The organism is Psychrobacter sp. Cmf 22.2 (assembly GCF_001921745.1).
Lineage (GTDB): Bacteria > Pseudomonadota > Gammaproteobacteria > Pseudomonadales > Moraxellaceae > Psychrobacter.
The window spans coordinates 915306-927905 of sequence record NZ_MRYA01000001.1 but is presented as its reverse complement, the minus strand read 5'-3'; the positions used below and the strand labels follow the sequence as shown (position 1 = coordinate 927905).

Genomic DNA, 12600 nt, shown 5'->3' with positions numbered 1-12600 from the left:
TATCAGACAACAATAAAAAAGGCCACCCACTGGTCGCCTTCTAAAAACACACTTCTAACCCTACTAACACATTAACGCGGCACTAGTAGGCGGTTATGTACTTCTTGCTCAAGACCAGCCAATCCATGACTGCGACCTCGCGCCATAGCCGTATCCATCTTACGCCCACGTAACCAGCCAGCACGCAAGGCAATTGCTGCCCCTGCTCTATTTCCCGACCCGCAATGCAATGCGGTTTTTTTGCCATGATACTGACGTAGTATGTTATCAAACGCTAAGATGTTAAGCTGCTTTAAATCTTGAGCGCCACTTATAGGTAGCTGTTCATAATACATGCCAGCGCGCGTTACTGCCTCTGCTTCATCAAAACTAAGTTCATCATCAGGCTGCAAGTTAATGACAAGCTCAACCCCAGCATTGGCGAGAGCTTTTACTCTGGATTCATCAAGTGCACCGCAAACGATTGTCTGTTCGTCAGGGCGAAAATAAGGCTCAAGTACCTTTGAGAGATTAATACCATTATCAGCTACTGATGCTGGAGCAGCATCTACATCGGTGGAAGATTGGGCGTCTATATTTAAAGTCATAGTCATATATATGTTAGTTGAATACAAAGGTTAAAAACAAGCTTTTACTGCTTACTCTGTTTCATTTAGCTTCACCACACCAGCAAGATGCGGCTTGTCATTTTTGGCACTATATAAGCCAAAGTTACAATGATCGTTAGTAGTATCAAGCTTGGCCACCGATTCGGCAATAAGCTCCACCTCAGATGGCAAAAAGATAGGTAGCTTGAATGATACCTCAACAGTATAGGCATCAGGTAATTCGCCCATCATTGCCAAACATTTGGCCTTAGACCACATTCCATGAGCAATAGCTTTAGGAAATCCAAAAGCTCGTGCCGACAAAGGATGTAAATGAATAAGATTAAAGTCCCCAGATATAAAGGCGTAACGACGTCCGATATCTTCTGGCACTTCAAAGACCGCATGGGTACCTTCTTCATCGACCATTGGTTTAACAGTTACCGCGCGCGGCTTGTTTTTACTAATTGCATTACTGTCGGGTTTTTTACCACGGGCTAGATAAGTCGAGACCCCTTCCCAAACGACATCGTCTTGTGATTTGACCGTAGTCACAAAGTCAAACTGTTGACCCTGCGCATGGTCACGTAAGTTATCGAATGACACTGACATAGCCACTGTCTCACGTTCGCCTACAGGACGATACTGCGTGACCTTATTATCTACATGCACCAGCCCTAACATCGCAAAAGGAAACGGCTCTTTAACCATCATGTTCATTTGTAAGGCTTGGGAGAGTACTGCAAAGTAAGTAACTGGAATTTTTCCATCATCAGCAAAACCGCAAATATTACGGTAATCTTCTAAATTACTTTGATCGATGTGCAGATCATCCACATAGTAGGTCGCTTGCGGCAGCTCATCTTTGCCAACTTTTGCGTTGTCACCAATAGGCAACAGGCTCTTTATGATATTAGCGTAAGTGGTATGCGCTTTTGGCAACGCATCATAGTGTTTATCTGACATAAATCTATCCTGATTGAGGCTTAAGCGAATTTTTAGCACATCCATTGGCTATTTAGTCGCTTATTTTGCAACATCTTAACCCAAAAATACAGAACTAAAAAGTTACTAAATAAGCAAAACTAAAGACATATATAAAAATATCCATCAAAAACAATACTTTTAATTTACCTTATAAGCCTTGTGGTTTTAACATAAAAAAGCCACCTATAGGCAGCTTTATTACAATAAGTTAGCAAATTTGTCGTAAGTAACAATGATGTATACAATAAATCACTAGTAATATCATCGACTTAGAAAGTCATCAATATATTTATATCTCTAAGTACGATAAACACCTGTTGTGCATATAAATACTATGCACCTAACAAGCTTTGACCACAGACACGTACGATATTGCCGTTTAAGCCACCTGATGCAGGAGAGGCAAGCCATGCAATCGTTTCAGCCACATCGACTGGTAATCCACCTTGACTCATTGAGTTCATACGGCGACCTGCTTCACGAATAGCAAATGGGATTGCTTCGGTCATCTGAGTCTCAATGAAGCCTGGAGCGACCGCATTAATCGTCATGCCTTTGTTATTTTCTGTCAATTGTTTAGCAGTTGCATTTACCAGTCCAATGACACCAGCTTTGGAGGTAGCATAGTTGGTCTGACCGAGATTACCTGCGATGCCTGAGATTGAAGACACACAGACAATGCGCGCATTTTCTTTTAGTACATCATTATCAAGTAAATAACGATTCAACCTAGCGATACTAGTAAGATTGATATTGATGACCATATCCCACTTTTTTTCATCCATTTTGGCAAGTGTTTTATCACGAGTTACCCCTGCATTATGAATGATAGAATCTAGACCGCCACGCTTTTTGGCAGCTTCAGCGATTTGCTCGCCAGCGTCATCACTGGTGATATCAACCATCAAAGTCGATCCACTAATCTCACTTGCAACCTTTTGTAAATCAGCTTGTTGCTGTGGTACATCTAAGCAGATGACATGCGCACCCTCACGAGCCAATACGCGAGCGATCGCTTCACCAATACCGCGACTCGCACCCGTAACCAGCATGGTCTTACCACCCAACGGCTGTGTCCAATCGACTTCAACCGCATCACCCATGCTCACACGTACTACTTGACCTGAGACATAAGCTGAACGCGCTGAGGTAAAGAAGCGCAATGTTGAATCCAGATTGCTTTCAGAGTTTTCAGCAACGTAAATCAGTTGAGCGGTAATACCGCGTTTAAGCTCTTTACCAACCGACTTAACAAAACCTTCGAGCGCACGCTGGGCTAATGCTGTCTCTACATCGATGATTTCTTCAGGTGGACGACCAATAATAATGACGCGCCCTGACTTCTCTACGCGGCGTGCTACAAAATGAAAGAACTCATAAACTTGCTTGAGCTCATCTGCATTACTGATATTGCTGGCATCAAACAATAATACCTTAAAATTATCTTCACTGCCCGTATTGGCTTTTGCTTCTACGTTTGCATCAGCAAGCGCATCTTTGATACTGTCTCTGCTATTAACAAACACTTCAGCATGCAACTCTGACAAGATACGAGCGATAGACTCACTAACACGCTTGTCATCACCAGCGGCTGAGCCAACGAGCACACTACCGCGTACAAGACGTTGACCACTCTCAAAACGATCGAGACTTACTGGTAACGGTAGACCTAAGTTTTTAGCCACTTTTTTACCAATCGAGGATTGAACAAAATCACCATAACGGTCTGACATAAAATACTCCTGTATCTAAAATTAGAACAATAAATAATGAATGAAAACGGATGGGTCCATTAATCTTAACGTCCTTACTATAAAAGCTTATTATCTCCGCAAACACGGATAATAATAATGAGACTTTAGTAAGTGAATTCAAAGTTGACACAACTATACACGCCTAAGCTAAACAAGTCCAAAAGTCAACGGTATAAACATGGATAAGCGGACGGACCTACAAACGCAGCAGTTACTTTCTCTTTCTTTGAAAAATAAACTTATATGCTAAAATAAAACCTAGAAGTTATGACTCAATCAAATACTGATAACAATATATTATCAGATGCCTAGTTAGGCAAATACTAATAAGCAATACTGCTCAGTCTATGTATTTGTCATTTACGTAAATCTGAGCCTCTGTTACCAGACTTGCTAAAGACATACAATAACAGGGTAAAAATTATTACGATAAACGGCTAACATCTTATATATTGATGACCTAATTTGTTTATCACGATATTTTATTACCTTATCATTTGCTACATTCACTCGTTTTAAGGATAACTTTATGAGTAACAAAAAAAATAGCCCTATCGTCGAGAGTACGGTTGTTAAAGGTAACACTCCAGCGGCGGATAGCACACAGAAAGATACTCAACCAAACAAAGATGACCAACAGAACAATGCTCATTACGACTCAATCGCTGAGCTAAAAGAAGCAACTGATATTGTTGATGCTGATGGCAATGCTGAAAACGATCAGGCACAGAAAAAAGCAAAAATTAAAGAAGACTTAGTTAATGAGTCTGATCTCAGTGAGCTTGAAGACACTAATGTATTTGATACGACTGCGCAGTCTGAAGCGAGCGAGACACGTAAAGACGATACACAAAGCCAGTCCATAAAATCAGATGATCGTACTGATACTAATACTGATGAAATAGCGGCTAAGACTAGCAAGTCAAATACTGCCTCTAAAAAGAGCCGCGCTACCAAACTAAGCTCAGGCCAACATCGCGTTGCCATTTTAGGAGGCAATCGTATTCCATTTGCTCGCTCAAATGGTCCTTATGCTGATGCTAGTAACATCGATATGTTAACCGCTGCACTTAATGGTCTTATCGAACGTTATAACTTGCAAGATGAGCGTGTGGGTGAAGTGGTCGCTGGCGCTGTTTTAAAGCTTAGCCGCGATCTTAACTTAACTCGTGAAGCTGCTTTAAATACCGCTTTAGACCCGCATACACCTACTTATGATGTCTCACAAGCTTGTGGCACTGGCCTTCAATCTGCATTTGCCTCTGCAAACAAAATTGCTTTAGGAGTAATCGATTCAGCCATTACGGGCGGTGTCGATACGACTTCAGACGCACCCCTCGCGGTTGGCGATGGCCTACGTAAAGTCATCTTAAAATTAGGAGCGGCAAGAAACAACAAACAGCGCTTGCAAGCCCTGATGGGTCTGAACCCAAAAGACTTAATTGAATCACCACAAAACGGTGAGCCACGTACTGGCTTGTCTATGGGTGAACACCAAGCGATTACTGCTCTTGAATGGAATATCAGCCGTGAAGACCAAGACGAATTGGCCTTTAATAGCCACAAAAACTTGGCTCGCGCCTACGATGAAGGCTTCTTTGACGATCTTATCACGCCATATAAAGGTCTGACTCGTGACAATAACTTACGTCCAGACTCTACTCTTGAAAAGATGGGCAAGCTGAAACCAGTATTTGGTAAAAAGAACGCCAACCCAACCATGACAGCGGCCAACTCAACGCCACTAACTGACGGTGCCTCTTGCGTACTGCTAGCCAATGATGAGTGGGCAGAAGCACATGGTCTGAAGCCTTTAGCCTATATCGTTCACCAAGAAACAGCGGCTGTTGACTTTATCGGTAAATCTGGCAATAAAGAAGGTTTATTGATGGCACCGGCCTATGCAGTACCGCGTATGCTTGAGCGTGCTGGTCTTACTCTACAAGACTTTGACTTTTACGAGATTCATGAAGCCTTTGCTTCACAAGTGTTATCGACCCTTGCCGCTTGGGAAGATGAGACATTTTGCCAAGAGCGCCTAGGACTTGAGGCGCCGTTGGGCTCTATTGATCGTAGTAAGCTAAATGTGAATGGTTCATCACTTGCTGCTGGACATCCGTTTGCAGCAACTGGTGGTCGTATCCTTGCGACAGCAGCTAAGCTACTAGATCAAAAAGGCTCAGGTCGTGCGCTTATCTCTATTTGCGCAGCTGGCGGTCAAGGTGTCACTTGTATCCTAGAAAAATAATCTGGTGCTTATCAGACAAATAGCTTAAATATTTTGAATTTTTGACACTCTTTAATCGATTGGTTAGAGGGTGTTTTTTATGCTTCCTTATTTTTAAATGCAGTGACAAATCTGCTAGCGCGATAATGAGCAATACAAGGTTGCATCACACAATAATAAAACGCAGTCACCGCATAGCTTCGCCATCAGATATGCTAAAGTAAAGACCACAATTAATACAATGATAAGAATAGTTATTAGGAGTTTTCTATGAGTAAGATTCCCTCGGCAATTGACCCAAAGTCTTTGACACCGCAGGAACATGCCGAGCTAAGCAAACCTGAACAAGGCAACTTCATTACACGCATGGACAAAGAAGTCTTCAATGATGAGCTACGTCGTAAGATGCATCAGGATTTAATTGACGGTTATGATGAAGAGCTTGAAAATGAAATAGACGATTATGTACGTGATTTTCGTTTTGATGGGCTTGAGATGACAGAGCAAGAAAAGCTTGATCGTCGTACTTATTTTCAAGAACTGGTCCGCTTGCAGCGTGAGTTGATCAAATTACAAGATTGGGTAGTCGATCGCGGTGAGCGCATTGTCGTGATATTTGAAGGTCGTGACTCAGCAGGCAAAGGCGGTGCTATAAAGCGTATTACTCAACGTCTTAACCCACGCGTTTGTAGAGTTGCTGCTCTGCCCGCACCAACTGAGCGTGAGCAGTCACAATGGTATTTTCAGCGTTATGTGGCGCACTTACCAGCAGCTGGTGAGATTGTGTTGTTTGATCGAAGTTGGTATAACCGTGTCGGTGTTGAGCGCGTAATGGGGTTTTGTACCGATGCCCAGTATGAGGAGTTTTTTCAATCTGTACCTGAGTTTGAGCGTATGCTTGTGCGTTCTGGTATTAGGTTGGTTAAATATTGGTTTTCTATCACTGACGATGAGCAGCATTCGCGGTTTATGAGCCGGATTCATGATCCACTCAAACAATGGAAGCTGTCGCCAATGGACTTGCAATCAAGGCGGCGTTGGGAAGATTATACCAAAGCCAAGGAGACTATGTTTGAGCGTACTCATATTCCAGAAGCGCCGTGGTGGGTGGTTGAGGGCAACAATAAAAAACGGGCGCGTTTAAATTGTATTGCTCATTTGCTTGAGCAGATACCTTACAAAGAAGTGCCGCGCGAGGAAGTAGAATTGCCCGAACGTAAACGCGATGACGAATATTATCGAGAGCCTATTCCAGACGATATGTACGTTCCATCACGTTATTAGACCTTCGTAATGTCACAGTCAATAACTGACAAGACGTTTACTTATATAATGTGACCTACTATGGTCTGTCTTACACTATAGTCTATCTTACATAGTATAAGTCGCTTGCTGGCTATCAATCTTGCCTACTAGTAAGCGTTCAACTTCATGTTTTATTTTTTGTCCCGCAACATCCGTACCGATTTGGACGGCAAACCCTGCAGGACGGTTGGCCTGTGCTTTATGATTGATCCAAACCACTTTGCCATTCATCGGTAAGCGTTCGCTAGAATTGGGTAAGGTAATCGCAATGAAGACTTCATCACCCAACTCCTGGACACGATTGGTGGGTACAAACAGGGCACCATTATCTACAAAAGATAAATAGCTGGCATATAGTTTTTCGACATCTTCAATATGACAGGTAATAATACCGCCACGTCCTGGCATTGCCATAATAACATCCTTAATTTTGATATACGGTTAGATATCGCTTGATTGTCACTTTAGTTTTACTATATAGAGTCTATATGCTCAGATAGATTCTATAGATAAACCAAGTCTTGCATCAGCTTATCATAGGCAAATTTTTCTTGCACATTTTGTTGAAGGGCTGTTTTTGTTTGCTGCAACTGGCTTAGCAATGTTTCTAATGCGTTGTCTGTAGGCTGATATTTTTCTAAAGCGGCTGATAGAGCAATATCTTTTTGGTTACTATCAAGACCTAAACAAACGCGCCGAATATCAATCAGCATAAGCTCAGTCAGCTTGAGAAACTCTGGTAGATCAATCTCAGCTTGCCAATAGTCACTAGCCGCTACACTGCTACGCTTACCACTACGTAAGGCTTGCCATGTCGTCAACCATAGAGCGCGTTTGCTATACCAGGTAGCTTTTGCCAGCTCTATTGCTGCAAGTGGTGCACCGTTTGCTAACTGTAACAACTGGGTAATTTGTATCGGACTTACCACTTCACGATTAATCGTATTGCCAAGCTCTTGAGCCACATAGTCATTTGCAATAGTTGGTTCTACTCCCTGCAATGGTAACTGCTGTACACGACTTTTAATCGTTGGCAGTAGTTTTGCTGGCATGTCACTGATTAAAAAAAGATGAACTTGTGCTTGTGGCTCTTCTAACGTTTTTAAAAGGGCGTTGGCCGCTGCGATAGTCATTTTTTCAGCATGATCTAATACGCAAATGCGCATCCCCTGTCCGCCCTGGTAGATAAAAGGCTGCAATGCGCGAATATCATCTACCTTTACTGTCAACGCAGCACTACTGGTTGCTTTTACCGACTTGGTATTGGTCTTCGTTTTTTTATTATTACTGACAGCTTGGTTATTTTCCTGACTTTCAGTGCTAATAGGCATACTGGTAATAGGCAATACTTGTAAGCTTGGATGCGTACCAGATCTAAGCCATTGACAGCTTTGACAATGACCACAAGCTCCAAGCGGATGCTGCTGACGCTCTTGACACAATAGCCAAGCTATCAGTCGCCAAACAAAAGCACGCTTACCCATTCCTTGCATACCAGCGGCAAGTAATGCATGCGGCAAATTATGGGGCGGTGATAGTACACGACTTGTAAGCTGCGTCCACAATGCTTGCTGCCATGGTAATAGTGGCGCAAAATAAATACTGTCTGTCATATGATTCACGCTTGTTGCCTACTATTTCGTTTAAAATTTACTAAGCTTGGTACTTATCTTATCTTATAGTTTCTTTCAAATATCAATTGCTAAGTAAACGCTTAGGCTATTTATTATGTATTGCTTATAAACTTATTGACACTCATTGCATTTAAACGATCCAAATCTTCTTGCGTGTCCACGCCAGCAGGTAGCTGAACTTTTGCAGCCGCAATAGCTATGTTGCCACCGTTTTCTAAAATGCGTAATTGCTCTAAGCTCTCAAGCGTTTCAAGCGGTGTTTGAGACCAATGGACAAATTGTTGTAACAAACTTACCCGATAAGCATACAATCCCAAATGACGGTAAGCCTCTTTTGGGGCGGGTAGCTCTGCTATATCTAAACTACCGGCAGCCATTGTCAACGCCACATCACGATCACAAGGAATCGGTGCACGGCTAAAGTACAGCGCGCGCTGAGTGTCACCAACGATTGCACTCACAACCTTGACCACCGACGGTCTTATGAACGTCTGATAATCTTCAATAGGCTCGTATAAAGTCGCCATAACGCTGTCATCATCTTGTACCAACAAGTCTTTGACTTGCTGTAGCAACGACGGCGGCACTAATGGCTCATCTCCTTGCATATTAATGATAATGTCGTGCTCAGCCCAGCCTTTGATCGTCGCAACTTCAGCCAAACGATCTGTGCCTGATATGTGGTCAACACTTGTCATAACCACCTCATATCCTGCATCCAAACAAACCTTAGCGATACGTTCATCATCAGTCGCAATGCACATATCATCGGCAAAATGTGCGGCTTGAGCCTTTTCAGCGACCCAAAGTATCATAGGCTTACTATGAATATCTAACAAAGGCTTGCCTGGTAGACGTGTACTCTTAAAGCGCGCAGGAATAACGATATGAGTTTTGGTGGGTGCTAAAGCAGATGACATACATAATTCCTATAACAAATAGTTCATAAATTTAAATAGGTAATATACAAATAAGCGGGTAATTTAGACGAACGCTTAGATATAAAAACAACTACATGCATCGACAATCTTAACTGTGACTTGACGTAGCCATGTTGATGTCATGCGCGTTCAATTGCTGCTGCAATGTCTGATAGCAAGTATCAGATAATTGGGCAGTCACAGGCAATACCCATAGCCTGTTTACCAAAACGCTAATATCATTACCACTGTGACTACCAATGGATTCATTCGATTTTATAGCATTTATTTTACTAAGCTCTGTTAATAGCACTGTTCGAATTTTTACAGCGTCCTTAGTCGTCACAATCATAGGATGCTCGGTGTACTGTAGTAGTTCGCTCAGACTAAAGTTATGATGATCTGGATAAGGATGTCCTATGACATCAAAACCAAGCGTGCTCAGGGTGGCGAAGAAGCGCTGAGGATAGCCGATACCACTAATTGCATGTACCTTGTCACCTTGTAACGGCACTACCTTAGCTGACAAAGGTATGGTTATGTTTGAAACGTTCAACTCGACTAATTCATCATCAGACAACAAAGGATACAGTTCATCCGGCTGCAACTGCATGGTTAAACGCTGGGCCGAAATCTCGTTACTAGTCTTGTTACTGAAGGTTTCGTTATTAAAGACTTTATGGCTAAAAGATGGTAGGGCAACTGGTTTTTCATGATAAATGACAGTGGCATTCTTTAATCGCGCTATCGGTTCACGTAAAAACCCTGTCGGTAATAGCTGCTCATTGCCAAATCCACGTGCAACATCTACTACTATCCATTCGATATCACGTTGCAACGCATAATGCTGTAAACCATCGTCAGCGATAATTAATTGTAAGTCAGGATGCGCGTTTAGCAAAGTCGTAATTGCCTGCTTGCGGTTTGGGCATACGGCCATTGGCGCAGCAGTGGTGTTGACAATCAAACACGGCTCATCGCCTACTGTACTTGGCAAACTCTCTTTGGTTACTAACGCTGGCATTTGGGATGTATCGCCGCCATAACCACGGCTAATCACACCAACCTTTATGCCTTGTTTTTGCAAATAACTGACCAAAGTGATAATTAAAGGCGTTTTGCCACTACCGCCAACCGTAACATTACCGATGACCATAACTGGTACAAGGGCACGAAAACTTGTCAATACTCCCAGTTTATAAGCCTGACGACGCAACCAAACAAGCAAGCCATATAGCCAACTAAGCGGCAATAGTAACCAAAGCCAAGCTGCTTTTCGCTGCCAAGCACGAGTAATTGTCGTCTCAATACTCATTATTTAGCATCCATCCAGTTTTGCCCGTAATTTGTAACCCAGATTGTTTGTTATTCAAAATCTCGATCATACATTTGCGCATAATGACCTTGCTTTTGCATAAGCTCATTATGGGTACCAATTTCAACGATTCGTCCGCCGTCCATCACTGCAATACGATCTGCTGACTCAATCGTTGTGAGACGATGCGCAATGACTAAAGTAGTACGATCTTTCATGACATTGTCGAGCGCTTGCTGGATAAAATACTCTGATTCATTATCAAGCGCACTGGTCGCCTCGTCTAATATTAGGATTGGGGCGTCTTTTAATAAGGCGCGTGCTATCGATAGGCGTTGGCGTTGACCACCAGACAGCTGCAAGCCTTCTGCTCCAATCTGACTTTGATAACCTTGCGGCATTTTCATAATAAAGTCATGAGCAAAGGCATCTTTAGCCGCAGCTTCAACCTCAGCCTGTGACTTAGCCGCCAAACTGCCATAAGCAATATTATTAAAAACGGTGGTATTAAATAGTACTACCTGTTGGTTGACCATGGCAATTTGCGCACGCAGACTCTCCAAAGTAATGTCTTCAATAGGCATGCCGTCCATCGTAATCTGCCCTGAAGTTGTGGCTAAGGTGCGCGTTAGTAAATTAACCAAGGATGACTTGCCAGCACCGCTACGACCAACCAATGCGACAGTCTCACCTGCCCGTACATCTAAGCTAAAGTCCTGTAACGCCACGGTTGAGTCAGGATAGATTAGGCTAACGTTATCCAATTGAATCTCACCTGATAATGACGGACTAAGCGTACCCGTATCGCGCTCTTCAGGCTCATCAAGCAATGCAAATATAGACTCGCCTGCAGCGATACCTTTTTGCAGTTTTTGGTTGACATCGGTCAATGAGCGTACAGGTTTACTCAGAAGACCTGCTGCTGCAATGTAAGATATAAACTCGCCTGCTGAGATATTGTCAATCACCGATGGACGTAGAGCAAGCCAGACTACCACAGACATCGCCATTGCCATCAATAGCTGCACCGCTGGAGTGTTGATGCTATTAGTGACGACCACTTTCATGCCTTGACGCAGATTCTTTTTTGATGTGACGTTAAAGCGTTGAGCCTCGTAAGCTTGCCCGCCATAGTTTTTCACTACTTGGTAGCCGCCAATTACCTCATTAGTAATGTGACTCACATCACCCATGGTTTCTTGGATACCTTTGGACAGCTTTAGGTAACGCTTAGAGGCAAAGCGAATCAACCATAAGATCGGTGGCAATACCAAAAATAAAATCAACGTCAAGCGCCAATTGCTATAAAGCAAAAAACCAATCAAAGCGACGACTGTCAGGCCATCGCGCAACACAGTCTTCATAGAGTCGGTACTAGCCGCCGTTACTTGTTCGACATCAAATATTAGTTTGGAAGAGATGGTTCCTGCAGGATTGGCCAGATAAAAAGAGCTTGGCAAGCGTAATAACTTATTAAACACTTGTACCCGTAGCTCATAAACCAGATTTCTTGAGACTAACGCAGAATAATAGTTACCTAAAAAGCTGCCAACACCGCGTACAAAAAACAACGCAATAATTAAAGCAGGAAACCAATTTTGCTTTGCTTGATCGTTTTGATTAATAGCATCAGTAATATACTGTAATAGTTTGGCAATCCATATCTCTGTTGCCGCATTGATAGCAAAGCCTAACACTGTTAAAAGAAGCGCCCACCAGTAGGGTTTTAAATATCTTAACAAACGCAGCAACGTCTTACGCTTGGGCGGAGTCAATGGTTGTGCAAGCTTAAGATTGGCAGAGGTTTTAGTTACGTCAGATTGACTCATAAAAGCCTCGGGTCAAATATTAGTAGATGGGTTTGTGACATT

At 42.8% G+C, this 12600-nt stretch carries 10 protein-coding genes; 2 read left to right on the top strand and 8 right to left on the bottom strand.

The features are described 5' to 3' along the window. Window positions 1–71: 71 nt before the first annotated feature. From BTV98_RS03805 to BTV98_RS03795, 3 genes are all read right to left on the bottom strand, one after another. Window positions 72–593: a sulfur transferase domain-containing protein gene (locus BTV98_RS03805; RefSeq protein ID WP_143505608.1), complete on the bottom strand. Its 522-nt coding sequence runs from the start codon at window positions 591–593 to the stop codon at window positions 72–74. Window positions 594–638: 45 nt separating this feature from the next. Continuing rightward, window positions 639–1553: a MaoC family dehydratase gene (locus BTV98_RS03800; protein ID WP_058368067.1), complete on the bottom strand. Its 915-nt coding sequence runs from the start codon at window positions 1551–1553 to the stop codon at window positions 639–641. A gap of 353 nt (window positions 1554–1906) precedes the next feature. Then, entirely contained in the window at window positions 1907–3307 is a 1401-nt protein-coding gene (locus tag BTV98_RS03795) for a 3-oxoacyl-ACP reductase (protein WP_058368068.1), read from the bottom strand. A gap of 550 nt (window positions 3308–3857) precedes the next feature. Between BTV98_RS03795 and BTV98_RS03790 the strand changes: the two genes are divergently transcribed. Both BTV98_RS03790 and ppk2 read left to right on the top strand, forming a co-directional pair. Continuing rightward, window positions 3858–5576, top strand: a complete 1719-nt coding sequence (locus tag BTV98_RS03790; protein ID WP_058368069.1) for an acetyl-CoA C-acetyltransferase — start codon at window positions 3858–3860, stop codon at window positions 5574–5576. Window positions 5577–5825: 249 nt separating this feature from the next. Continuing rightward, window positions 5826–6839, top strand: a complete 1014-nt coding sequence (gene ppk2 / locus BTV98_RS03785) for a polyphosphate kinase 2 (RefSeq protein ID WP_256713825.1) — start codon at window positions 5826–5828, stop codon at window positions 6837–6839. Between the two features lie 87 nt (window positions 6840–6926). On the opposite strand, the gene BTV98_RS03780 is transcribed toward ppk2, so the two are convergent. The 5 genes from BTV98_RS03780 to msbA all read right to left on the bottom strand — a co-directional run bounded on the left by BTV98_RS03780 (window position 6927) and on the right by msbA (window position 12558). After that, a complete protein-coding gene (locus BTV98_RS03780; RefSeq protein ID WP_075102914.1) occupies window positions 6927–7274 on the bottom strand; it encodes a PilZ domain-containing protein in 348 nt (115 codons plus the stop codon). Window positions 7275–7363: 89 nt separating this feature from the next. Next, window positions 7364–8473: a hypothetical protein gene (locus BTV98_RS03775; protein ID WP_058368105.1), complete on the bottom strand. Its 1110-nt coding sequence runs from the start codon at window positions 8471–8473 to the stop codon at window positions 7364–7366. Window positions 8474–8586: 113 nt separating this feature from the next. Beyond that, a complete protein-coding gene (gene kdsB / locus BTV98_RS03770) occupies window positions 8587–9414 on the bottom strand; it encodes a 3-deoxy-manno-octulosonate cytidylyltransferase (RefSeq protein ID WP_058368071.1) in 828 nt (275 codons plus the stop codon). Window positions 9415–9523: 109 nt separating this feature from the next. Further along, window positions 9524–10729, bottom strand: a complete 1206-nt coding sequence (gene lpxK / locus BTV98_RS03765; RefSeq protein ID WP_058368072.1) for a tetraacyldisaccharide 4'-kinase — start codon at window positions 10727–10729, stop codon at window positions 9524–9526. Between the two features lie 50 nt (window positions 10730–10779). Next, entirely contained in the window at window positions 10780–12558 is a 1779-nt protein-coding gene (msbA, locus tag BTV98_RS03760) for a lipid A export permease/ATP-binding protein MsbA (RefSeq protein ID WP_075102913.1), read from the bottom strand. Between the last annotated feature and the right edge of the window lie 42 nt (window positions 12559–12600).

Coding starts and splice junctions, on each gene's coding strand:
- BTV98_RS03805 (WP_143505608.1), bottom strand. CDS start 593: ATGACTATGACTTTAAATATAGACGCCCAATCTTCCACCGATGTAGAT.
- BTV98_RS03790 (WP_058368069.1), top strand. CDS start 3,858: ATGAGTAACAAAAAAAATAGCCCTATCGTCGAGAGTACGGTTGTTAAA.
- kdsB (WP_058368071.1), bottom strand. CDS start 9,414: ATGTCATCTGCTTTAGCACCCACCAAAACTCATATCGTTATTCCTGCG.
- BTV98_RS03800 (WP_058368067.1), bottom strand. CDS start 1,553: ATGTCAGATAAACACTATGATGCGTTGCCAAAAGCGCATACCACTTAC.
- BTV98_RS03780 (WP_075102914.1), bottom strand. CDS start 7,274: ATGGCAATGCCAGGACGTGGCGGTATTATTACCTGTCATATTGAAGAT.
- ppk2 (WP_256713825.1), top strand. CDS start 5,826: ATGAGTAAGATTCCCTCGGCAATTGACCCAAAGTCTTTGACACCGCAG.
- lpxK (WP_058368072.1), bottom strand. CDS start 10,729: ATGAGTATTGAGACGACAATTACTCGTGCTTGGCAGCGAAAAGCAGCT.
- BTV98_RS03775 (WP_058368105.1), bottom strand. CDS start 8,473: ATGACAGACAGTATTTATTTTGCGCCACTATTACCATGGCAGCAAGCA.
- BTV98_RS03795 (WP_058368068.1), bottom strand. CDS start 3,307: ATGTCAGACCGTTATGGTGATTTTGTTCAATCCTCGATTGGTAAAAAA.
- msbA (WP_075102913.1), bottom strand. CDS start 12,558: ATGAGTCAATCTGACGTAACTAAAACCTCTGCCAATCTTAAGCTTGCA.